Source organism: Nocardia ignorata NBRC 108230 (assembly GCF_001612905.1).
Classification (GTDB): domain Bacteria; phylum Actinomycetota; class Actinomycetes; order Mycobacteriales; family Mycobacteriaceae; genus Nocardia; species Nocardia ignorata.
This window is the reverse complement of the sequence record NZ_BDBI01000005.1, coordinates 1-23,679: the sequence shown is the minus strand read 5'-3', so window position 1 is coordinate 23,679 and position 23,679 is coordinate 1. Positions and strand designations below refer to the sequence as shown.

General features: G+C 68.9%; 17 protein-coding genes and 2 tRNA genes. 8 read left to right on the top strand and 11 right to left on the bottom strand.

Annotation, left to right across the window (positions count from 1 at the left end; all coding sequences use genetic code 11):
• Positions 1–44 precede the first annotated feature (44 nt).
• A complete protein-coding gene (locus tag NI2_RS03845; RefSeq protein WP_067486084.1) occupies positions 45–668 on the bottom strand; it encodes a transglycosylase SLT domain-containing protein in 624 nt (207 codons plus the stop codon).
• A gap of 562 nt (positions 669–1,230) precedes the next feature.
• Positions 1,231–1,303: transfer RNA gene (locus NI2_RS03840), tRNA-Lys, on the bottom strand.
• 253 nt (positions 1,304–1,556) lie between these two features.
• On the opposite strand from NI2_RS03840, the gene NI2_RS03835 reads away from it, so the two are divergent.
• Positions 1,557–2,765 (top strand): L,D-transpeptidase, encoded by a 1,209-nt coding sequence (locus tag NI2_RS03835; RefSeq protein ID WP_067486082.1) that lies wholly within the window; start codon positions 1,557–1,559, stop codon positions 2,763–2,765.
• A gap of 56 nt (positions 2,766–2,821) precedes the next feature.
• Here the strand turns inward: NI2_RS03835 and NI2_RS03830 are convergent, their stop codons facing one another.
• The 3 genes from NI2_RS03830 to orn form a co-directional block, all read right to left on the bottom strand.
• Positions 2,822–3,163, bottom strand: a complete 342-nt coding sequence (locus tag NI2_RS03830) for a hypothetical protein (RefSeq protein ID WP_067486076.1) — start codon at positions 3,161–3,163, stop codon at positions 2,822–2,824.
• A 155-nt stretch (positions 3,164–3,318) separates the two neighbouring features.
• Positions 3,319–3,391 (bottom strand) — tRNA-His (locus NI2_RS03825).
• Positions 3,392–3,445: 54 nt separating this feature from the next.
• Positions 3,446–4,084, bottom strand: a complete 639-nt coding sequence (gene orn / locus NI2_RS03820) for an oligoribonuclease (RefSeq protein WP_067486075.1) — start codon at positions 4,082–4,084, stop codon at positions 3,446–3,448.
• A gap of 172 nt (positions 4,085–4,256) precedes the next feature.
• Here orn and NI2_RS03815 point away from each other — a divergent pair, with 172 nt between their 5' ends.
• Positions 4,257–5,918 carry a helicase HerA-like domain-containing protein gene (locus NI2_RS03815; RefSeq protein WP_067486074.1) on the top strand — a complete coding sequence of 554 codons (1,662 nt, stop codon included), beginning with the start codon at positions 4,257–4,259 and terminating at the stop codon, positions 5,916–5,918.
• On the opposite strand, the gene NI2_RS03810 is transcribed toward NI2_RS03815, so the two are convergent.
• Complete coding sequence (locus NI2_RS03810; protein WP_067486072.1) at positions 5,919–6,368, bottom strand: MarR family winged helix-turn-helix transcriptional regulator; 450 nt, start codon at positions 6,366–6,368, stop codon at positions 5,919–5,921.
• Between the two features lie 69 nt (positions 6,369–6,437).
• Here NI2_RS03810 and NI2_RS03805 point away from each other — a divergent pair, with 69 nt between their 5' ends.
• Together NI2_RS03805 and NI2_RS03800 are read left to right on the top strand one after the other, a co-directional pair.
• Positions 6,438–7,409: a pirin family protein gene (locus NI2_RS03805; RefSeq protein WP_067486934.1), complete on the top strand. Its 972-nt coding sequence runs from the start codon at positions 6,438–6,440 to the stop codon at positions 7,407–7,409.
• A gap of 117 nt (positions 7,410–7,526) precedes the next feature.
• Entirely contained in the window at positions 7,527–7,826 is a 300-nt protein-coding gene (locus NI2_RS03800; protein ID WP_067486070.1) for an excalibur calcium-binding domain-containing protein, read from the top strand.
• A 95-nt stretch (positions 7,827–7,921) separates the two neighbouring features.
• Here the strand turns inward: NI2_RS03800 and NI2_RS03795 are convergent, their stop codons facing one another.
• Positions 7,922–8,155 carry a DUF3618 domain-containing protein gene (locus NI2_RS03795; RefSeq protein WP_084457445.1) on the bottom strand — a complete coding sequence of 78 codons (234 nt, stop codon included), beginning with the start codon at positions 8,153–8,155 and terminating at the stop codon, positions 7,922–7,924.
• Between the two features lie 72 nt (positions 8,156–8,227).
• On the opposite strand from NI2_RS03795, the gene bcp reads away from it, so the two are divergent.
• On the top strand, positions 8,228–8,701 hold the full coding sequence (gene bcp / locus NI2_RS03790; protein WP_067486928.1) for a thioredoxin-dependent thiol peroxidase: 474 nt from the start codon (positions 8,228–8,230) through the stop codon (positions 8,699–8,701).
• On the opposite strand, the gene NI2_RS03785 is transcribed toward bcp, so the two are convergent.
• A complete protein-coding gene (locus NI2_RS03785) occupies positions 8,702–9,433 on the bottom strand; it encodes a TetR/AcrR family transcriptional regulator (protein WP_067486068.1) in 732 nt (243 codons plus the stop codon).
• Positions 9,434–9,553: 120 nt separating this feature from the next.
• On the opposite strand from NI2_RS03785, the gene NI2_RS03780 reads away from it, so the two are divergent.
• A complete protein-coding gene (locus NI2_RS03780) occupies positions 9,554–10,495 on the top strand; it encodes an ABC transporter ATP-binding protein (RefSeq protein ID WP_067486066.1) in 942 nt (313 codons plus the stop codon).
• Positions 10,492–11,256 (top strand): ABC transporter permease, encoded by a 765-nt coding sequence (locus tag NI2_RS03775; RefSeq protein WP_067486064.1) that lies wholly within the window; start codon positions 10,492–10,494, stop codon positions 11,254–11,256. Before NI2_RS03780 ends, NI2_RS03775 begins: the two co-directional genes overlap by 4 nt.
• A 49-nt stretch (positions 11,257–11,305) precedes the next feature.
• Here NI2_RS03775 and NI2_RS03770 read toward each other — a convergent pair whose 3' ends face one another.
• On the bottom strand, positions 11,306–12,517 hold the full coding sequence (locus NI2_RS03770) for a hypothetical protein (protein WP_133734008.1): 1,212 nt from the start codon (positions 12,515–12,517) through the stop codon (positions 11,306–11,308).
• A 283-nt stretch (positions 12,518–12,800) separates the two neighbouring features.
• Here NI2_RS03770 and NI2_RS03765 point away from each other — a divergent pair, with 283 nt between their 5' ends.
• A complete protein-coding gene (locus NI2_RS03765) occupies positions 12,801–13,433 on the top strand; it encodes a TetR/AcrR family transcriptional regulator (protein ID WP_084475957.1) in 633 nt (210 codons plus the stop codon).
• A gap of 30 nt (positions 13,434–13,463) precedes the next feature.
• Here NI2_RS03765 and acpS read toward each other — a convergent pair whose 3' ends face one another.
• Both acpS and NI2_RS03755 read right to left on the bottom strand, forming a co-directional pair.
• Positions 13,464–13,901, bottom strand: coding sequence for a holo-ACP synthase AcpS (gene acpS, locus NI2_RS03760; RefSeq protein WP_067486057.1), 438 nt, complete (start codon positions 13,899–13,901; stop codon positions 13,464–13,466).
• An 11-nt stretch (positions 13,902–13,912) separates the two neighbouring features.
• Positions 13,913–23,242, bottom strand: coding sequence for a type I polyketide synthase (locus NI2_RS03755; RefSeq protein ID WP_067486055.1), 9,330 nt, complete (start codon positions 23,240–23,242; stop codon positions 13,913–13,915).
• Positions 23,243–23,679 lie beyond the last annotated feature (437 nt).

Genomic DNA, 23,679 nt, shown 5'->3' with positions numbered 1-23,679 from the left:
TCCCCAAACCGGTGCGCGGGCGTTGCTGTGTTCTCCAGTGCGTATCAGTACGCGCTGTTGACGTTGTCCATCGAGCCGTAGCGGTCGGCGGCGTAGTTGCAGGCCGCGACGATGTTGGCCACAGGGTGCCACACGTCGAAGGGGGTGCCCTCCACGTGGTAGGCGGCGAAGGTCGGGTCGATCACCTGGAGCAGGCCCTTGGAGGGGATGCCCGCGGCGGCGTTGGAGTCCCACAGGTTGATGGCCTGGGGGTTACCGGTCGACTCGCGCATGATGTTGCGCATGATGCCCTCGTAGCTGCCGGGGATGCCCTTGGCGGCCATGATGTCGAGGGCCTCACGGATCCAGCCGTCGAGGTTGTTCGGGTACACCGGCGCCGCGGGGGCGGGCGCGGGCATGGGGGCGGGCGCCGGCTCGGGAGCCGGGGCGGGCAGCACCTCGGGGGCGGGGGCAGGCACGGCCTCCACGGCGGGGGCGGGGACGGCACCGACGGCCGGGATGGCCTCGGCCTGCTCGACGACCATGGCCGCACGCTGCGGGACGCTGTCGTCGGCGAAGGACACCGCCGAGGACGCGGCAACGGCCACCAGGCCGACCGCGGCGACCGCCACGGTGAACGCCTCGCGGCGGTGGCCGATCATGGAGTTGAGCTTGTCTTTGACGATCATGTTCTTCTCTGTTCCTTCATCTCTGTCTGGCGACCGCGAGGCCCCGGTGGGGGCGCGGTGGACCGCGCAGCGCGCGCAGCGGCGCACGCCGGTCAGGCGATGTGTTGTTTCTGTCGGTATGGGAATGTGCGACGCTGTGGTGACGGAGACGCTCGATGGCTGTCCCGCTCGTCGCACGGTGCTCCACAGCTGGCTGCGGGGAGACCACGCGCTGTTCGGTATCCGGGTTCCCGGTGGCTAACCAAACCACAGGTCTGTTTGTGACCTGATGACAGAATGGTCACGGTAGGTTAACGTGAGATGAACGAAATCTGAACGGCAGGTGCTGGCGATCTTGGTCGCTTCTACCGGTGGTTGCAGAATCGTTATGTATGCAGGGGGTTTAGAACCGCGACTACCGTGGTATGGGTCACAGAAAAAGTTTGCCCTAATCAGGTTTCCTGGCTGTTCGCGGTGGCAAAACGGGCGCGCGAGGCCCCGCAGATAACGATCGATGACGGGGCTGGCAGACCGCAAAAAGACCGCATCCCGGCAGTGGTAACTGCCGGGATGCGGTCTGCTGTGCGCCATCAGGGACTCGAACCCCGAACCCGCTGATTAAGAGTCAGCTGCTCTGCCAATTGAGCTAATGGCGCTTGTCTTCGCTCCGCTCCGCGGGGCGTTTGCTCCGCTCTGCGGTGCGGAAGAAACATTAACAGGCCCGAGGGCGAAAAGTGAAATCGGGCTCTGACCAGCGCCGATGCCGGACGGTTCGCAGTGTTAACAGATCGGGCCCCGGCACGTATCTAACGATTGCCCACTCGGGTCGTGTCGCCGCGCTTTCGACGTTGGTGGCGACCGGGCGGGCTGGCAGAATGGCGGGGCGTCGGTATGGAAACGGGGTTGGACATGGGTAAGAAGCGGGGGAAACCTCGGTCATTGCGGATGATCGTTCCGGTGGCACTGTTGGCGGTTTTCGCCCTCGGTGCTTCCGCGTGCTCGTCGGCCGAGGGTGCCGGGGTCGAGGTGGCGATCGACCGTAACCCGATCACCGAACTCATCAAGCCGAAACTGGTCTCCGAGATCAAGGACGGCCAGGTCGGCGTCTCGCCGGGGATGCCGCTGAAGTTCCAGGTGCAGGACGGCAAGTTCACCGAGGTGAAGCTGACCAACCAGCAGGGCACGCAGGTGTCGGGTCAGCTCGCGCCCGACGGGCGTTCGTGGGCCACCACCGAGGTGCTCGGTTACGGCAAGACCTATCAGCTCTCGGCCGCCGCGATCGGCCTCGGCGGCGCGAACTCCTCCACTCTGAGCTTCACCACGAGCTCACCGAACAACCAGACCAAGCCGTACCTGATGCCCGGCGAGGGCGAGGTGGTCGGTATCGGCCAGCCGGTGGCGATCCAGTTCGACGAGAACATCCCGGACCGTCGCGCCGCGCAGGACGCCATCAAGGTGACCACCGATCCGCCGGTGGAGGGCGCGTTCTACTGGGTGAACAATCGCGAAGTCCGATGGCGCCCAGAGCATTTCTGGAAGCCGGGTACGCGGGTGAACGTGGAGGTGAACGTCTACGGCAAGGACCTCGGCAAGGGTCTGTACGGCCAGGACAACATCACCTCGCACTTCACCATCGGTGACGCGGTGATCTTCACCGCCGACGACAACACCAAGCAGGTGACCGTCGAGCGCAACGGCGAGGTGATCATGACCATGCCGACCTCGATGGGCAAGGATTCCACGCCCACCGACAACGGCATCTACATCGTCGCCGACAAGCACGAGAAGATCATCATGGACTCGTCCACTTACGGTGTCGCGGTGAACTCCGCCGACGGCTACCGCACGCCGGTGGACTACGCCACGCGGATCTCCTACAGCGGCATCTTCTTCCACTCGGCGCCGTGGTCGGTGGGTCAGCAGGGTTACTCGAACGCCAGCCACGGCTGCCTGAACCTGAGCCCCGCCAATGCGCGCTGGGTGTACGAGAACGCCAAGCGCGGTGACATCACGATCATCAAGAACACGGTCGGCGGGACGCTGTCGGGCGTCGACGGGCTCGGTGACTGGAACATTCCGTGGGCGGAGTGGAAGGCGGGCAACGCCGACGTCTCCTGACCCATACAGCCCTAAAAGGCCGCCGGATGTCTCCGGCGGCCTTTTTCGTGTCCTGATCAGACCGGGGTGGGCAGATCGGCGCAGTCCATCATGGCCTCGCCCGCCACGGCCATGGCGCTGCCGAGGGCCCCGCAGAGGATGCGTCCACCGAACAGCAGGCGATCGAGGTTGGGCAGGCCTGCCGAGCCGGTGCCGGAGGAGCCGGTGGTCTCGAGGCCGCCGGTCGATCCGCTCTGCGCCGATCCCGTTTCGGGCGGTCCCGGCAGTTCCATGCCGCCCGACGGGGTGGCCGTGAAGTCGGTGAGGGGCAGGCCGGGGGTCTGCGCCGCCGAGGTGCCTGCGACGGGGCCGAGCACGGTGGCGGCCGCGAGGGCCACGACGACGGTGGAACGCTTCATCAAGGGTCTTTCCGGTCGAACGAGGATATGGCGACCCACACATTTGGGCAGCCGTCCAGAGTGTAGCGGTTCAAACGTGACCTGCGTCATGAAGCGGATGTGGGCTCCGACAACGAAGAAGGCCCCAATCCACAGGATCGGGGCCTTCTCTTCGGGGTGACCGACGGGACTCGAACCCGCGACAGCCAGGATCACAACCTGGTGCTCTACCAACTGAACTACGGTCACCATCACCGGCTTGCACCGGCGCGGTAAATACTAGCCTGTACCGGCCCCGATGCCCTAATCCGCTGGTCGGGACCCTGTTCCGGTGACGTCGACGGCCTCGGTGACCGCCGCCGCGATGCTCGCGATGTCGGCCGAGGACGGGCCGGGCGGCGCCACGAAGGCGGTGCGCCGGTAGTACTCCAGCTCGCGGATGGACTCCTTGATGTCGGCCAGCGCGCGGTGCGCGAGGCCCTTCTCCGGCTGACCGAAATAGATGCGCGGGTACCAGCGGCGGCACAGCTCCTTGATCGAGCTCACGTCGACCATCCGGTAGTGCAGGTGCGCGTCCAGCTCGGGCATATCGCGCGCGATGAAGCCGCGATCGGTGGCGATGGAGTTGCCGCACAGCGGCACCGTGCGCGCGGCGGGCGCGTACTGGCGCACGTAGTCGAGCACCTGCTCCTGGGCCTGCTCGAGGGTGACCGTCGAGCGCCGGACCTCCTCCGTGAGACCGGATTTCGCGTGCATGTCGGCGACGACGGGTGGCATGCAGGCCAGGGCGGCGTCATCGGCGTGGATGACGATGTCGACACCGTCACCGAGAATGTTCAGGTCGCTGTCGGTTACGAGCGCGGCGATCTCGATCAGCTTGTCGCTGTCGAGACGGAGCCCCGTCATCTCGCAATCCATCCAGACCAAGAGTTTGTCGGACACCCGAGCCACCCTAATGGGGTATCGGCGCGCCTCGCCGACAGGTGTGTCGCGCGGGCGCGGCGGAGGTGTTTGCCGACGACACCCGCCGAAGGCCACCACAGGGGTGACCGGCACGGATACAGTTTGCCTGAGATTGTCCGTTCATGCTCTTGCGATCGAGACGGAGGACGCGATGACCACCCCTCAGGAGAAGGCGGCAGCGGCTCGCCTGGCAGCCGAAGAGGCGGCGCGCGTCGCCGCCGAGGCAGCCGCCGCGGCGGAGGCCGCCGAGCGGGAGGCGGCGCAATCGGCTTCGGCGGCAACGTCACCCGACGCCTCGGCCGGGTCGGGCGCCGCCGCACAGATCGCGGCCGGTTACGCCTTCGACGGTCAGGCTCTGGAGCTGGGCACCGTTGTCGTCGACGGAACCACCGATCCCGCTGCGCGCGTGCGTATTCCGTTGCGCATGATGAACCGCCACGGGCTCGTCGCGGGGGCGACCGGCACGGGCAAGACCAAAACCCTGCAGGGCATCGCCGAACAGCTCTCGCGGGTGGGCGTTCCCGTGGTGCTCGCCGATGTGAAGGGCGATCTGTCGGGTCTGCGCGACCCCGGTGCCGACAACGACAAGATCCGCGCTCGCGCCGCCGAGACCGGCGCGAGCGACTGGGCGCCGAGCGGTTTCCCCACCGAGTTCGTCTCGCTCGGCACCGAGGGCATCGGCGTGCCGATCCGCGCCACGATCACCTCCTTCGGCCCGATCCTGCTCAGCAAGGTCCTCGGCCTCAACGACACCCAGGAGTCGACCCTCGGGCTGATCTTCCACTGGGCCGATCAGCGGGGCCTTGCCCTGCTCGACCTGAAGGACCTGCGGGCGGTCATCACTCACCTGACCAGCCCCGAGGGCAAGGAAGACCTCGAGGGAATCGGTGGGGTGTCCAGCCAGACCGCCGGGGTGATCCTGCGTTCGCTGGTGAATCTCGAGGCCGAGGGCGGTGACACGTTCTTCGGCGAGCCCGAACTCGATCCCGCCGATCTGGCCCGGGTCGTCGACGGGCAGGGCGTCATCACGCTGGTCGAACTGGGTCAGCAGGCGGCGCGGCCCGCGCTGTTCTCGACGTTCCTGATGTGGGTGCTCGCCGAGCTGTTCCAGACGCTGCCCGAAGTGGGTGACGTCGACAAACCCAAGCTCGTCTTCGTCTTCGACGAGGCGCATCTGCTCTTCGCCGACGCCTCCAAGGCGTTCCTGCGGCAGATCGAGCAGACCGTGAAGCTGATCCGCTCCAAGGGCGTCGGTGTGTTCTTCTGCACCCAGCTGCCCACCGACATCCCGAACGCGGTGCTGTCGCAGCTCGGCGCCCGCGTCCAGCACGCGCTGCGCGCCTTCACCCCCGACGATCAGAAGGCGCTGGCGAAAACGGTTCGCACGTATCCGAAGTCGGAGGTCTACGACCTCGAGGAGGCGCTCACCAGCCTCGGTACCGGTGAGGCGATCGTCACAGTGTTGTCGGAGAAGGGTGCCCCGACCCCGGTCGCCTGGACCAAGATCGTGCCGCCGCGGTCGCTGATGGACACCATCGGCGACGACGCCATCCGCTCCGCCGCGGGGTCGAGCTCGTTGCAGGGCAAGTACGGGCAGAGCATCGACCGCGAATCGGCCTACGAGATGCTGCTGGCCAGCGTGGCTGCCGCACCCGCACCGGAAACAGCCCCGCCGCCCGCCGGACCGGACGCGGATTCGGCGGCCGAACGGATCATGAAGAACCCGGCCGTGAAGAGCTTCCTGCGCTCGGCGGCCAGTGCGGCGGGGCGCGAGATCAGCCGCAGCCTGTTCGGCACCCGGCGACGCCGGTAGTCAGCTCTGCTCGACCGCCGAGGCCACCTTCTCCGAAAGCGACCGCAATGCCGCTGCTTCCTGACGGGTCATGTTGTCCACGAACAGCTTTCGCACCAGATCGACATGTTCGGGCGCGGCGGCGCGCAAGACCTCGCGCCCGTGGTCGGTCAGCGTGACGACGATGCCGCGTGCGTCGTCGGCGGCCGCGGCCCGGTCGACCAGCCCTCGCGCCGCCATCCTGGCCAGTTGCTTGGACAGCCGCGACTTGTCCCAGCACACCTCGGCGGCCAGATCCCTGGCACGCAGACAGCCCTCCGGCGCGGCCGAGAGCGGAACCATCAGCTCGTAGTCGGCCATCGACAGCCCGTGCCCGGCCAGCCCGGCCGACAGCGCCGCGTCCAGCCGCTGCCGCATCCGGATGAAGGCCTGCCAGGTCTGCTGCTCTTGCTCGGACAACCATCGGGTCACGGGAATGATCCTAGAGCCACATTGGTTGACATGGAAACCAAACAGGTTCCACTCCAGGAGGCGCTTCCCATGCCCGCGATCACCGTCGACGACATCATGGTGCTGCCCCGGCTCCCCCGCCCGGACGTCACCGAAACCCAGCGGCCGGTACGTCAGATCGTCACCGCCCACCGTCAGCGCGAGGGGGCGGGCTTCGAGGTGACGCGCCCGTTCCCCAGCGTCGACCTGCGCGCGGCCGACCCCTTCATCCTGCTCGACCAGATGGGCCCCGTGGCCTATGAGCCCTACGAGGCCAAGGGCGCGCCTTGGCATCCGCATCGCGGCTTCGAAACCGTCACCTACATGCTCGACGGCACCATGGTCCACCACGACTCCCAGGGTGGCGGCGGCGTGATCGGCGAGGGCGACACCCAGTGGATGACAGCGGGCTCGGGCATGCTGCACGACGAACTGCCCGAGGAGAAACTGGTGATCTCGGGCGGCCGGTTCCACGGCATCCAGCTGTGGGTGAACCTGCCACGCGCCCAGAAGTTCGCCACCCCGCGCTACCAGGACCTGCGCGGCAGCGAGCTCACCCTGGTCAGCTCGCACGACGGCGGCGCCCTGGTTCGGCTCATCGCGGGCGAGGTCGGCGGCTTCGCCGGGCCGGGTTCCACCTACACCCCGATCGCCTACGCGCACGCCTCGATCAGCCCCGGCGCGCAGCTGGAAACACCGTGGCCGCAGGACTTCACGGCCATGGCCTACGTGCTGTCGGGCAGCGGCACGGCGGGCACCGACCGTCGGCCGATCCACACCGGACAGCTGGTGATGTTCGGCAAGGGCGAGGCCATCACGCTCACCGCCGACACCACACAGGACTACGGCGACCTCGAAGTGCTGCTGCTCGGCGGAAAACCGTTGCGCGAACCCGTGATCCAGTACGGACCGTTCGTCATGAACACCCGCGCCGAGATCATCGAGGCACTCGAGGACTTCCAGGCCGGACGGATGGGCACCGTGCCCGCCGAGCACCTCACCGGGCGCAGGCTCGGCGAGTAACAGTCGAGGCACACGCGGTGCGGTTGACAAGCGGGGGCCCCGTCATGAAGGTTGACTTCGCCGCCCGAGGCGTGTGTCCGGGCCAACATCCGAACCGCAGCAGACATAGAGGAATTCATGAACGTTCGTCGGCTCACTGTCAGCCTCGCCGCCGTAGGCCTCGGCCTGCTCGTCGCCCCCGCCGCTCAGGCGAATCCGTTGGTGACGGGCTCCGCGGGCACCGGCTCGTCCAGCTTCGACTCCCTGCTCGGCGCCACCGGCTCGGCCAACCTGGTCCAGTCCGGTTCGGCCGGCGGTGCGTTCCGCAGCTGCGACGAGGCGATGGCCGCCGGTCGCGCCCCGCTGTTCCGCGGCGAGGCGGGCTACTCCCCCCACCTCGACCCCGACGGCGACGGCCTCGCCTGCCCCACGCAGTAGTTTTGGAGCGCTGGCGCGCTCGAGTTGGTGCGTTTGAATACAGAAACACCCGATGTGGCTTATGCCGCATCGGGTGTTCTGTGTTTGTGGACCGCTCAGCGGCGGAAGAGTTTGACCAGGACCAGGCCCGCTACGAGGGCACCCGCGCCGATCAGCGTGTATTTGACCTTGGGCTCGCTGAACTTGGCGACCACGATCGCCTTCGTGTCGTCGGCGATCCGCTGCGGATCGGCGCGCACCGCCAGTTCGTCGAGCGTGGTCGCCAACCGGGCGCGCGCGATCTCGATCTCGCGTTCGATCCGGTCGGTGTCGTCCTTGGCCACCGTCACCTCCAGGTATGTGTCTGTGCTCGCCCGAGTCTATCCATGCCGTCAGCGGACCCGGTCGGTTACCGTGCGGTGGTGACCGACAACCATCGCCTCTCCCCCGGAGACACCGCACCCGATTTCACGCTGCCCGACGCCGACGGCAAGGACGTGTCACTGTCGGACTACCGTGGCCGCAAGGTGATCGTCTACTTCTACCCGGCCGCCTCGACCCCCGGCTGCACCAAGCAGGCCTGCGACTTCCGCGACAACCTCGCCGAGCTGAACGAGGCCGGGATCGCCGTCCTCGGCATCTCCCCGGACAAGCCGGCCAAACTGGCCAAGTTCCGCGACGCCGAGGGCCTCACCTTCCCGCTGCTGTCCGACCCGGAACGCACCGTGCTGCAACAGTGGGGCGCGTTCGGCGAGAAGAAGATGTACGGCAAGACCGTCACCGGCGTGATCCGCTCGACCTTCCTCGTCGACGAGCAGGGTGCGATCGAGGTGGCCCAGTACAACGTGCGCGCCACCGGCCACGTGGCGAAGCTGCGCCGCGACCTGTCGGTGTAGCTACTCGGCGAAGGTGCGGATGAACACCTCGAAACCGTCGAGCATCCGCGCCAGCCCGAATTCGAAATCGGCACGGGCCCAATCGAAATGGACCTCGCTCTCGCCGTCGAACGCCGAACCCGACATGGCGGCCGTGACCGCGGGGAACCGCTGCGGGTCGAGTACGCGTGCCATCACCGACGCGAAATCGGCACCTTCGGCGGTCTGCAGATCACGCAGCATGCGGCGTTTGCCGATGACGTAGACCGACACATTCATCACCAGCTCCAGCTTCGTCGGCTCCGGCACGCCGGTCCCGGCGAGCGCGCCCAGCGCCACCTCGAGCCAGGCCATATTGTTCGGGCCCATCGGCGGGCGGGCCAGCGGGATGTCGATCCACCACGGATGCCTGCCGATCCGGTCGAACTCGGCGAACGCCCATTGCTCGAGACCTGCGCGCCAGGAGGTTCCGGCGGGGATATCCGGTGGCGCGCCGACCACGCGGTCCATCAGCAGGTCGAGCAGGGTGTCCTTGCTGTCGACGTAGCGGTACAGCGACATGGCGGTGAAGCCGAGCTGCTTGGCCACCCTGCTCATCGACAGCGCGGCGACGCCTTCCGCGTCGGCGACCTCGATCGCGGCATCGATGATCTGGTCGATGGTGAGCGCCCGCTTCGGTCCGCGACCGGCCGGCTGGGCCAGCCCCCACATCAGTTCCACCGCTCTGGGTAACGCCGCTTCGCCGGTCGTCATCGACTCGTCCGCCTCCTTCGCTCTGCCATGACTGTAACCGGCGGCCCACTTGTGCCGAATAACTGTTTAGCCTATAAACAATATAGGCCATAAACAGTGGCATCGATCGGAGAGAATCCCATGGCACCCGAACCACCCGCACTCTCGGTGCGGCAGCTACACAAGTCATTCGGCGCCCACGTCGTCCTCGACGACCTCGACCTCGAGGTCCGCGCGGGTACCGTCTTCGCCCTGCTCGGCCCCAACGGCGCGGGCAAGACCACCCTGGTCCGCATCCTCGCCACCCTCACCCGCCCGGATCGCGGCGAACTGCGCGTCCTCGGCCACGACCCGGTCACCGAGGCCGACGACGTGCGCGCGCTGATCGGCGTCACCGGCCAGTTCGCGGCCGTCGACGGTGTGCTCACCGGCCACGAGAACCTGCGCCTCACCGGCAAGCTGCTGCATCTGGACAAGCCTGAAATCGCCCGCCGCAGTGCCGCATTGCTCGACCGGTTCGATCTCGTCGATGCCGCGGCCAAACCGGTCGACACCTACTCGGGCGGCATGCGACGCCGACTCGACCTGGCCATGAGCCTGATGGGCCGCCCCCGGCTGGTCTTCCTCGACGAACCGACCACCGGCCTGGACCCACGCAGCCGCCGTGACCTGTGGACCGCCATCCGCGAACTCGCCGCCGAGGGCACCACCGTCTTCCTCACCACGCAATACCTGGAGGAGGCCGACCAACTCGCCGATCGCATCGCCGTCCTCGACGGCGGGCGCATCGTCGCCGACGGCACCCCGGAGGAACTCAAGCGGCTCGTCCCCGGCGGCCACCTCCGGTTCCGGTTCGCCGATCACCTTCTGCTCACCGCGGCGGCGAAGGCGGTGCCGAGCGCGCAGGTCGACGCCGAACAACTGAGCATGCAGGTGTCCTCGACAGGCAGCGCGGTGGAGATCAAACTGCTGCTCGACCGGTTCGCCGAACTCGGCATCGCCATCGAACAGCTCACCGTGCACACCCCCGACCTCGACGATGTGTTCTTCGCGTTGACCGGCCGGACGGCGGTGGCGGCATGAGCGCCCTGACCACCGTGCAGGATTCGGTCACCATGCTCGACCGCAATATCCGTCACACCCTGCGCAGCCCGGACACCATGATCATGACCATCGCGCTGCCGGTGATGATCCTGCTGATGTTCGTCTACGTCTTCGGCGGCGCGATGCGGGTCGACGGCGCCTACATCGAGTATGTGGTGCCCGGAATCATCCTGCTATGTGCGGGGTTCGGCGCCTCGACCACGGCGGTGGCACTGTCGACGGATCTGGCCGAGGGCATTGTCGACCGGTTCCGGGCGATGGCGATCGCCCGCTCGGCGGTCCTCACCGGGCATGTCGTGGAGAGCGTGTTGCGCAATCTGGTCACCTCGGCCGTCGTGATCGGCGTGGCCGTGGTGCTCGGCTTCCGGCCGACGACAGATCCGGTGCGCTGGCTCGGCGTGGCAGGCGTGCTGGCGATGTTCGTGTTCGCGTTGTCGTGGTTGTCGGCGGCACTGGGAATGGTGGCCCGTAATCCGGAGGCGGCCAACGGATTCACGTTCTTCTTCATGTTCCTGCCGTATGTGAGCAGCGCGTTCGTGCCGACCTCGACCATGCCGACCTGGCTGCACACTTTCGCCGAGAACCAGCCGGTGACGCCGGTGATCGAGACGATGCGCGGGCTGCTGATGGGCACGCCCATCGGCGACAGCGGGCTGCTCGCGGTGCTGTGGTGCGGCGGCATCGCGGTGGCCGGTTATCTGGCCGCACGGTGGATGTTCCAGCGCCGCACCAGTTCCTGAGTGGAAACGGCACGGGCCGCGCGATCATCTCGCGCGGCCCGTGTGCGGCTCAGTCGGCCGACTGTGACATTCCGCCCGGCGGCGTCATCGCCTGGGCGGGTTGCATGCTGAGCGGGATGCCGGTGCCCGGCACGGTCTGCACGGCGACCGGGATCTCCGGGACGACCGGCTGTACCGGCTCCAGCGGAAGCGGCTCGTCCTCGGCCGCGTCGCCGTAGAGCTGAGTCGGGTAATCCAACGGGAATACCCCGGGATTCACCAGTTGCGGGTTCGGTGACACCTTCTCGTAGGGCCAGATGTCGGTGGGCGGTGTCGGGTCGACCGCGAGGCCGCTACCCGAGCCGATCCCACCGGCCGAACCGGAATCGGCGGCGTCCTGCGCGTGCGGCGCCGGGGCCGGATGTGCCGGTGCCAGGCCGGGTTCGGACGACACGGCGGTGTTGTCGACCGCAGGCGTGCCACCGTCCATCAGCGCGTAGGAACCACCGACCACGAGCCCACCCGCCAGCACACTCGCCGCCGCGGCGGCCACCGCGGTGCCGCGACGGGAACGCGCGGGCCCGGTGATCGGCACTACCTTGGTGTCACCGAGCGCGACCAGTGCGGCACCGGCGGCGGGCGCGTAGCCGGCCAGCCGACACGGCAGCACCGGCACCCCGAAGCCCGCGGCGGCCTCGCGCACGGCGGGCGCGTCGGCCGACGAGCCGATGAGCACCACCGCGCCCGGGCGCACCGACGCCGCATCGAGCTGGTCGCCTGCCGCCGCCACCCCGGCACGCAGCGCCTCGGGTGTGGACGGACCGGTGTGTGAGCACGCGGCGAGCACGCGGTGCCTGCCCGGATCGAGCAGGGTCATCGCCTGGTAACCCGGCACCGCCTCGTAGACGAGCAGGGTGTCGAATTCGTCGAGCCAGGTCATCACACCGCCGACGAACAGGTGCGCCGACTTGGCCGACACCAGCGACGCCGTGCTCCACGACGTGGTCGCAAGATGGGTGACGATGGCGCGGCGATCGGCGGCGTCGCGGTATCCGACAGCCGCACCGGCGATCTCGTAGTCGTCGCCGAGTTCGGAGGCGAGGGCGTCGAGCGCCACACGCACCGCTTCGGCCGTCTCCGGTCTGCTGTCACCGGCGGTACGGACGGTGCGCCGCAGCACCATCCGGTCGGTGAGGGTACTGCCCGTCTCGGCGAGCGCGACCGCGTGCACGGCTCCACGCTCGGTGCTCACGCCGAGGGTTACCACTGATACTGCTGCCACCAGTCTTGCCTTCCCCTGTAGCGAAACGATGCCCCTGTGCGACGCGGTGCGGTACCAACCGCGAATCAGCGTGCGGATGCACGCACGCTCATCTGATGATTCGTCACCGGTCACGGGACGGATGGGTGGGAATCACACCGGTTCCTGACACGCTTCGGGTATGCGGATGTCGTATAGGTCCCTCTAGCGCTAGCCTGGATGGGTGGAAGTACATGCGCAGGCCCGGTCCAAGCAGCACCGCCCGGACCCCGCGCTGGAATTGCAGGACGATCCACAGGAATTGATGCCGCGCAAGCGGCCCACCCAGGAGCGCAGCAAGCGCAAGTTCGACGCATTGCTGCAGGCCTCGCGAGAACTGCTGGTCGAGGTGGGTTTCGAATCGTTCACCTGTGAAGAGGTCGCCCAGCGCGCCGAGGTGCCGATCGGCACGCTCTATCAGTTCTTCGCCAACAAGTACGTGATCGTCTGTGAGCTGAATCGGCAAGACCTCGTCGCGGTTTCGCGCGAGCTCGCCGATTTCCACGGCGAGGTGCCGTCGCTGGACTGGTTGCGGCACATGAACCAGTTCGTCGATCACCTGGCGAATCTGTGGACCACCGACCCGTCGCGGCGCGAGGTGTGGCTGGCGATGCAGTCCACCCCGTCCACCCGGGCGACGGGCGCGTTGCACGAGAAGGAGTTCGCCGAGGTCGTGTCGCAGATGCTGCGGCCGCTCACCCCGCGCACCCCGCGCGCCCGGCGCACGATGATGGCCGAGGTGCTGGTGCACGTCGTCTATTCGATGCTCAACTTCTCGGTGCAGGACGAGCAGTCCAACGCCGACGCCGTCGCCGAACTCAAGCGGCTGATGGTGGCGTATCTGCTCGTCGCCGAAAAAGAGTCCAGGCACGCGAAAGGACCCGGGTCGAAGGAGTGACCTCGACCCGGGCCCGGAACGTCTGTAGCGCTAGGAGTTTCCTACCCGCCCCTCGATGAGGTCGGCGAGCTCGCCCGGATCCTCGAGGACGACCATGGCCGCCGCGGTGTCGCCGTCGTGGGTCAGCGACAGGTGCACGCGCACGCGGGGCAGGAACTCCGCGGCCAAGCCGTGCAGTTTGATACTCGGCCTGCCCCACGCGTCGTTGACCACTTCGATCAGCGGATACGGGTTGTCCCCGATCTGCGGGCTGCGCGCGAAACGCGACGACGCCCAGGCTTTGAGCACCGCCTCCTTCGCGGCCCAGCGGGCGGCGAAGCTGCGGGCCGGGTCGGTCTGCTTGCTCTGGCAGTAGCGGCGTTCACCGGCGGTGAACGTCTCCCTGAGCATGGCCGACCCGGGCCGCTGCAGCTGTTCGGCGAACTCGGAAATGGTGACCAGGTCCAAGCCGATACCGAGAATCGTCACGAAGCGGCAGCCTACGACGCTTCGCTGGTCTGCGGAGCGGAACCGAGCAGCCCGGCCTCGCAACCGATTCCGTTGGCCCGGTACAGCCCCTGGTCGAGGCGGGCCGTCGGCGAGAGCAGCATGTCGGCCTCGAGCTGCCGGACCTGCTTGGCCGGGGTGCCGTCGGCGCCGAGGCGACGATCGGCCGGCTTCTCGTACAGTGCCGCGCCGCCGCACATGGCCTCGGCGAAACGCTGCCTGCCCGCCAGCTGACGCGCCTGCGCCCGCTCCTGGTACTCCGCGCGCGCACCCGGTTCGATCGCGGCCAGGAACGCCTGCGGATGCACCACCGCGAGCAGACCCGATACGTGCCCGAAGCCGAGCGAGGTCACCAGACCGGCCTTGAGCGCGAACTTCTCGCCGAAGCGCAGCGGTTCGCGGACCCACACCAGGTGCGGGTAGGCCCGCATCTTCTCGTCGACACAGTCCAGGCTCCGGTTCGGCGGCACCACACCGTTTTCCAGCACCTGGCACAGGCCGATGAGCTGGAAGGCCGCCGCGCCGCCCTTGGCGTGGCCGGTGAGGCTCTTCTGCGACACCACGAACAGCGGTGCGCCCTCGCTGCGACCCAGTGCGCCCGCGAGCCGCTCGTGCAGCTCGGACTCGTTGGGATCGTTGGCGGCGGTTGAGGTGTCGTGCTTGGAGATCACCGCGATGTCGTCCGGGGTGACACCGAGCTTGCGCAACTCGGCGGCGAGTCGCGAACCGCTGCCGCCACGCCCCGCACCCAGCGCACCGAGACCCGGTGCCGGGATGGAGGTGTGCACGCCGTCGGCGAAGGACTGCGCGAAGGCCAGTACGCCCAGCACCGGCAGACCCATCTCCACGGCCACGTCACCGCGGGCCAGCAGCACGGTGCCGCCACCCTGGGATTCCACGAAGCCGCCGCGACGGCGGTCGTTGGCGCGGGAGAAGTACCGGTCGCTGATGCCCTTGGCGCGCATGGCCGCCGAGTCGGCGGTGGCCGACATGTCACCGAAGCCGACGATGCCCTCGATACCGAGATCGTCGTAACCACCGGCGACCACGACCTCGGCCTTGCCGAGCCGGATCTTGTCGACGCCTTCCTCCACCGACACCGCCGCCGTGGCGCACGCCGCGACCGGGTGCACCATGGCGCCGTAGCTGCCGACGTAGGACTGGACCACATGCGCCAGTGCGACGTTGGGCAGCGCCTCCTGCAGGATGTCGTTCGGGCGCGGCTCGCCGAGCAGGTTGTCGACGTAGAGCGAGCGCATCGAGGACATGCCGCCCATGCCGGTGCCCTGGGTGTTGGCCACCAGGCTCGGGTGCACCCAGCTCATCAGCTCGTCGGGGCTGAAGCCCGCCGAGACGAACGCGTCGACGGTGCAGACGATGTTCCACAGCGCCACCCGGTCGATCGAGGCCGCCATGTCGGCGGAGATGCCCCAGATGGTCGGGTCCCAGCCGGTGGGGATCTGACCGCCGACCACGCGCGACAGCTTCGCCTTACGCGGCACCCGGATCTCGGTGCCCGCCTTGCGGGTGACGGTCCAGTCGCCGGAATCGGCGACCGGGGTGATCACCGTGTGCTCGGGATCGGCGGTGTGGAACGCGCGGGCCTCGGCCTCGCTCGCCACCGTGAACGACAGGTCCTGGTCGAGGAACACCGAGGTGAGCAGCGGCGCGGCATTGTCGAGCATGGCGCCGTCGTCTTCATAGCGGCGCACACCGCAGCGTTCCACGACGGTGTCGTGGTAGCGCTCGGCCACCTCTTCCTCGGGCACGAAATCACCGGATTCGGTGTCGTACCAGCCCGGCTTCGGCTCGTTCTCCCAGCGGATCAGACCGGTGGTCCAGGCCAGCTCGAGCACGCCGGCGGCCGACAGCTCGTCCTCGACCTCCATCTCGAAACGCGTGCGCGCGGAGCCGTACGGACCGAGCTCGCCCGCGCCGACGATGACGACCATCTCGCTGAGATCGGCGGTCACCTCGCCCCATTCGGGCACCGGCAGCGCCGAGCTCATGGTCGGCGGTGCGGGCAGCGCGGCGATGGTCGCGGCGATGGTCGCTTCCTCCTCGGCCGCGGCGGCCGCTTCCTGTGCCTGCTTGGCCAGCGCGGGCAGGTCGAGCTTGGCGCGGGCCAGGCCGCCGGTCAGGTCGATCTGCTGCGGGCCGGTGACCGTCACCTGACGGGCACGCGAGGTGCACCACTTCAGCAGTTCGTCGGCCATCTCGGCGGTCGACCAAGTGTGCACGCCCGCCGCCTCGACGGCCTCGACCATCGGGTCGTTGTGCCCCATCAGCCCGGTGCCGCGCACCCAGCCGATCAGCGCGTGCACCAGGGTGACCCGCGCGGCCCACGACTTCTCGGCCCGCCACTTGGCGACCACGGCGTCGAGCGCGGCCTTGGACTCGCCGTAGGCACCGTCACCGCCGAAGAGGCCACGGTTGGGCGAACCCGGAAGCACCACATGCAGTTTCGCGTCGACATCGTGGTCGGCGCCGAGGGCGGACAGGCCGCCGATCAGCCGCTCCACCGACCACAGCAGCACCCGCATCTCCATCTCGGCACGCGCACCGGCGTCGGCGAGATCGCCCGCGACGCGCGGCGCCGCGAACGGCAGCAGCAGCGTCGGGGTCATGGCGTCCTTGACCTTGATCTTGGCGCCACCGGCGTTGTCGACCTGCTCGGACCCGACCCACTCGATGAGTGCGTCCAGGTCCTGGTAGGAGGCCATGTTCGCGGGCACCACCCACAGCGCCGCGCCGTGGCGGGCGTTGTCGCGGTACAGCGAACGGTAGAACCGCAGCCGTTCGTCGTTCAGGCTCGAGGTGGTCACCACCACGGTGGCACCGCCGGCGAGCAGCTTGCCGGTGACGGCGGCGGCGATGGAACCCTTGCTGGCACCGGTGATCACGGCGACGTCGTCGGACCACAACCCTGGTTCGCTGGTGTCGAGGGCGACCTGCGCGATCTGCGCGTACACCCCGGCCAGCACCGAACGGGCCTCGTGCATGGCCCGCTGACGCCACCAGTTCGCCTGTGCGGCAACCGCTTCCCCGGCACCGTAGTAGCCGTCGATCGACAGCTGGGCGGTCTCGGCGTCGTTGCCGAGCCACATCTTGGCGAGGTCCTCGCGGGCGGTGGCCCAGCGATCGTCGATGAGGACGGCCTTGCGGGCGTCGAACGCGGGAGCGACCAGACGCGGCCAGTCCGAACCCAGTTCGGCCGACACGAGCTCGACGAGGGTGTCGGGGGTGGCTTCGGGCGCGCTCACCTGCTCGCTGAGGCCGAGCTGCTCGAGCACCACCCGGGCCGCCGTGGCGAGCACGCCGTCGCGGCCGGTGATCTGCTCGGTGAACTCACCGAGCGCGGCCGCGTCGACGGTACCGCCGGACGCGCCACCGGCCGAGGGCAGCGAGACCGCGACCCCGCGCCGGGCGGCGACGGCCTGCACGGCCGCGTCGATGGCGGCATCGACGGAGGCGGCGTCGGTGAGAGCGCCACCGACGAGTCCGCCGAGGTCCCCGCCGCGCACGCTGGCACCCTCGCGGGTGCCGAGCGAGACCTCGGCGGTGACGTGGCTGGCCCAGCCGTCACCCAGTTCCCAGACCTTCTTGACCCGGTCCGCGATGGCGGCGGGCCGCTTGCCCGACGGCCCGAAGACCTTGCGCAGGTGGTCACCGATGGCGTCGGTGAGCACGGTGCCGAACGGCTTGTAGGTGCGGGCCAGGCGTTCGACGGTGGCCGCGAGCGCGCCCATGTCGGCGTCGGCGGCGCCGTCGATGGCACCGAGCGAGAGCTCCGCGCCGAGGTCGACCAGCAGCTGGTTGCGTCGCGAGGACACACCGTCGCAGAGGCCCTCGATGGTGTCGACCGGACCGATCTGGTCCAGGCGCAGCTTGGTCCACAGCGCGATGAGCACGCGGGTGGCGTCGGCGGCGGTGAAGGCGATGTCGTCGGGGCGCGGTCCGCCGGTCGCCACCGGTGCGGCGGCCACGGCAGCGGGTGCGGCAGCGGGGGTTTCGGCGGCCGGGGTCTCCTCGATGTCGTCCTCGACCGGCGCGGGATCGGTGTCGGTGGAGTAGACGACCGCGGCGTCGCGCTCGACATTGACCACCTCGACGGTCGCCCCACCGAACGCGGGCAGCTTCAGCGTCTGGCTCGCCAGGTTCGCCACGGTCGGCGTGGCACCGAGACCGATCTCGACGAAACGCTCCACGCCCAGACCACCGTGGGCGGTGTCGGTGAACAGCAGATCCTGGGTCTCGATCCAGCGGACCGGGCTGGCGAACTGCCAGGCCAGCAGCTCGATCAGCACCACGCGGCACAGTTCGGCATCGCGCTCGGCCCAACTGTCGAAGTCGGCGAGCACCGCTTGCAGCGGCTCCGACGGCACGAGTTCGGCGATCTCGGTGAGGAATTCCCGCTCCAGCGAGAACGGCCGCGGCACCAGGTTCGGGATGTAGCGCCCGACCAGCACCTCCGGGTGCACCTCGGTGGGCAGCAGCTGTTCGAGCTTGTGCCGGAACTCCGGCACGCCGTCGCGCAGCACCGAGGAGTGGAACGGCACGTCGATACCGGGGACCAGGATGAACGCCCGCTTGCCACCGAACTCGGCGCGGCGACGGTCGATCTCGGTCTCCAGGGCCTCGAGCCCGGCGACTGTGCCCGCGATGGCGTACTGCGAGCCGCGCAGGTTCAGGTTCACGACCTCGAGGAACTCGCCGGTCGCTTCGCCGATGCCGGTGACGAAGTCGATGACCTCGTCGTCGGGCAGGCCGATCTGCGACGGGCGGATGGCGGCCATCCGGTAGTCGCTGCGGCCCTGCGCGTCACGCGGGACCAGCTCGTGCATGGCCGAACCACGCTGGAACACCACCTCGAGCACGGCTTCCAGCGGCAGCACACCGGCGACGGCGGCCAGCGCGTTGTACTCACCGACCGAGTGCCCGGCCAGCATGGCGCCTTCCACGAAGGCACCGGCCTCGCGCAGCTCGGCGACCTGGGCGACGCCGAGGGTCGCCATGGCGACCTGGGTGAACTGGGTCAGGTGCAGCACACCGTCGGGGTGGCGGTGTTCGACACCACGCGCCTTGAGGTAGGTGGGGTTGTCGCGCACCACCGCCAGGATCGAGAAACCGAGTGCTTCGCGGGTGTGCGCGTCGGCACGCTCCCACACCTGCTTGGCCGCCTTCGAGCGGGTCAGTGCGTCCAGGCCCATCCCCTTGCGCTGGATGCCCTGCCCGGGGAAGGCGTACACGGTCTTCGGGGCGGCGGTGCGCCCGGTCGCGGTCATGACCAGGTCACCCTCGACGCGGCAGGAGACCTCGACGATCTCGGCGCCCGCGTCCACCGCGATCCGCTCCACCCGCACGTCCACGGTCGCGCCGGGGCGCACCATGCCGAGGAACCGGGTGGTCCATGCCGTGAGAGTGCGTGCGGGAACGGAGCTTTCGGGATCCACCGCCACCACGGCGTGCTGGGCGGCGGCCGAGAGCCACATGCCGTGCACGATCGGGCTGCCCAGGCCGGCCAGCTTGGCGGCGGCCTCACTGGTGTGGATCGGGTTGTGGTCGCCCGAGACGGCGGCGAAGGCGTGCATGGCGCGCGGGGCGGCCATGCTCACATCGCGACGGCGGCGACGCGGGGTGTCGGTGGCCGCGCCGGACACGGAACCGGCGGCCCGCGGCGGGTCGGTGAGCTCACCGGCGCCGTTGCGGCCACGGATGGCGAACCGTTCGACCAACCGGGCCAGCGGAGTCGCGTCGAGGCCCTGATCGAGGATGACGCCGATACTCACGGCCACCTCGACCACGCGGCCCATATCGGTGTCGACCACCTCGCCGCCGTCGGCGCGGACGACGAGAATCGCTGTCTCCGAGGGAAGTTCGGCGAGCAGTTCGATCTGGTGGTCCAGGTGGACCAGATCCAGCATGCCCTCGATCACCGAACCACCGGCGGGCGTGCGGGCGGCGCCGAGCACCGCGAAGACGGCGGGCCAGCAGGCGCCGACGAGCACGTCGGGCGCGGTCCGGCCGAGGGTGCTGAGCGTCTCGGGCAGGCCCGAGCCGGTGACGCCCGCGTGGTCGGCGATCAGATCCGGCCGCCAGGCCAGGTTCAGGTGCGCCACACCGGATTTCACCTCGGGCAGCGACGCACCGGCGGCCACGCCGAGCAGTGCGGACATGGCGGCTTCGGCATCAGCTTCGGTGATGACCGGTGCCCCACCGGAATACACGCTCGTCGGGACGGTGATCCGGATGCGCACCGCGTCCTTGCCGAGCAACGGAACGACCAGTTCGACGTAGCTGAATTCGGCTTCCGGGCCGGTCGTTTCGGTCAGGGTGGCACCGGTACCGGTGTGCACCGCGCTGCCCTGCTCGACGACCCACTCCGACACCGCGCCGAGGCGATGCACCGGGTTGACGGTGGTGCGCCCGGCCCACTGCACATCGGGGGCCGCCAGCACCGTGTCGATCGGACCCGCGACCACACCGGCCACCCGACGCGCGTCGACCGGCGCCGGGGTGACACCCGAACGGACCAGGCTGAACGCGGCGTCCTGCTCGAAGCGGTCGAGCAGTTCGCCCACCGGCTCGTCGACCCGGGTGATGCCCGCGACGGCGACGGTGCCGGGGATCACGCACACCTGGTCGGCCGAGTAGCGCGGATCATGTGCCTGCCACAGCGAATCCGAGCGCCACCAGCGGCGCACGTCGGCGTCGATGACGGGCACGAAGTTCACCGGCTTGCCCGGCGTCTTGCACAGCGACACGAAGAACGGCACGTCGGCCGGGTGCAGCACGGTCTCGGCGACGGCCGGGTACTGCTTCTTCAGCGCGCACAGCGCCTGCACGGGGTGTTCGAAGTCGGCGTCGTCGGCGAAGAGGGTTTCGATCTCACCGCGGTCGGCCGGGTGCAGCCGGGCCTCGGTGCGGCGCATCATCTCCGCGAACCGGTCGCGCCAGCTGATGTCGAGCCAGTCCGAGCGGGTGGCGTCGCGAATGGCGTCACCGATATCACTGCCGCAATCGAAGGAGATCGGGACATCGCTGGAAACGGCCAGGGAGACATAACGTTCCAGCCACTGCTGGTAGGTCATGGTCGCCACGTCGCCGAAGTACGGCTTGGCGGTGGCATCGAGCGCGGCGATGATCTCGTCGCGGCGCGCGGCCACGGCGTCGGCGTCACCGGCGACCTCGTCGAGCAGGCGGCCGGTGCGCGAGGCGGCGTTGTCGATCTCGTGGATGTCGGCGCCGAGCTGGCTGCGGCCCGAGGCCATGCCGCCGCTCGCGGTGCCCGCACCCACCCAGTCGGGGGTGCCGGGGGTGTCGACGAGGAGCTGCTTCACCTCGGGTGCGGTGGTCGCCTCGAGGGTGGCCATCGCCGCGGTGCCGACCAGCACGCCGTCGAGCGGCATCACCGGGTAGCCGTGGTCGGTGGCCCAGGTGCCCGTGAGGTAGTCGGTGGCGCGCTCGGGGGTGCCGATGCCGCCGCCGACGCAGACGACCACGTTGGCGCGGGCGCGCAGTTCGGCGTAGGTGGCCAGCAGCAGGTCGTCCAGGTCTTCCCAGGAGTGGTGCCCGCCCGCTTTGCCACCTTCGATGTGCATGATCACCGGGTAGTACGGCACCTCGTCGGCGATCCGCAGCACGGCCCGGATCTGCGCGACGGTGCCCGGCTTGAAGGCGACGTGGCTGATACCGACCTCGGTGAGTTCGGCGATGAGCGCGACGGCTTCGTCGAGTTCGGGGATACCAGCGGTGACGATCACGCCGTCCAGCGGCGCACCGGCCGCACGTGCCTTCTGGACGAGCCGCTTGCCACCGAGCTGCAGCTTCCACAGGTACGGGTCGAGGAACAGCGAGTTGAACTGCACCGCGCGACCCGGCTGCAGCAGCTGACGCAGCTCGGTCATCCGGTCGGCGAAGATCTGTTCGGTGACCTGTCCACCACCGGCCAGCTCCGCCCAGTGCCCCGCATTGGCCGCCGCCGCGACGATTTTCGCGTCGACCGTGGTCGGCGTCATCCCGGCGAGCAGGATCGGCGAACGGCCGGTGAGGCGGGTGAACGCGGTCTCCACGACGATGCGGCCGTTGGGCAGGCGCACCGGCTTGGGCGCGAACGCCGACCACGGCACCGACGGTTCGGGTGCCGCACCCGGGGTGAGCAGGCTGCGCTGACCCGCGCGCGTGGCCGCAGCGACGACACCGACACCGGTGCCCTTGAGCGAACCACCGGTGAGGCGCGAGAGCAGGTCGCCGGGGCCGAGGTCGAGGATCCACTGGGTGCCCGCCTCGACGGCGGAGTCGACGATGGCGACCCAGTCGATCGGGTCGACCAGGATCTGCTGGGCGAGGGAGGCGGCGAGGTCCACGTCGAGCTCGCACTGACGGGCCCAGCCCGCGACCACGTCGACGGTCTCGGCCAGTGCCGGATGATGGAAGGCGACGTCGACGGTCACGTCTTCGAAGACGGGCGAGAACACCGCGCCACCACGGATCTTCGCCTCGCGCTCACGGTTCTGTTCCTCGTGCAGCTGCGCGCAGCGCGCCCGCACCCGGTCGATCTGCGCGGGCGCACCCGACAGCACAACGCGCCTGCGGCCGTTGCGGATCGACACCACCGCGGCCTGCGCCGGGTCGACCCCTTCGCTCACCTCGGCGACGATCGCGCGCAACTGCTCCGGATCGACATTCGACACCGCGACCATCGGCGAGCGCTCCCCTACCGGCATCAGCCCGCGCCTGCGCGCGATCAGACCGGCGGCCGCACCGACGAGCTGGGCAATCGCCAGCAGCTCCGCGTCGCGGGCCCCACCGGCGCGCACGGCCTCGGCGGCGAACAGCCCCTGGGAGTGCCCGATGACGGCGACCGGCGCGTGCTCGGCCGGGTCGAGACCCTGCAACCGCAGTGCGCGAATCGCCGCGAGCTGGGTGAGCAGCACGCCGGGCATCGATACGGCCGCCGACCGCAGTACCGCGTCGGCCGGCGCCGAGGACGGCTCCTCCGGTTCGTCGAGTTCGCTCTCGAGTACCCAGCCCATCGGGTCGAACCCACCGGGTCGCACCATCAGCAACTGGGTGGCAACCGGCTCGACCAACGCCGCGGCCTCACCCACCAGCGCCGTGAGCTCCGATTCCAGGGCGCTGTCGCGCCCGATCTCCTCGAGCTCACGCAACCACTGCGCGCCCTGCCCACCGAAGGCCAACGCGTACCCCGCGCCACCGCGCAACTGCTCGAGCAGCGACACCCGGACACCCGTTGCCCGGCCACGACCTTCGGCTTTCGCGGTCGATCCCGTGCCCATCTCGGTGCTCTCGTTGATCGTCAAGTCGCTCGACTTCCTTCTCCTGGCGCTCCGCCCACCGACGGCACGCACACGTATCCGGCAGCCCCTCGGGCCTGTTAGAAGCCACGATCGCACAAAATCATGAGGAAAGCCTCACGTTTGCCGCCCCCACGGCAGCTACCACCCAGTATTTCCGCACGCCCGTACCACTTTATTCTGAAACATGACCCCGCCTCATGTTTGAACGCGCAGGTGAGGCCCTACTGTCCGTTTGCAAAACATGAGTGCCCCTCATATTGACCTTTATCGAATCGTTATAATCCCAGGTCGTGTTACCCACCAGTACGCCACGCCGCCCCAACGCTTGGGAGAGCCCGATTCGCCCGGTAGAGTTTGGACGGTCGTACACATCCAGCGCGAGTGGCGAAATTGGCAGACGCGCCAGATTTAGGTTCTGGTGTCCACGGACGTAGGGGTTC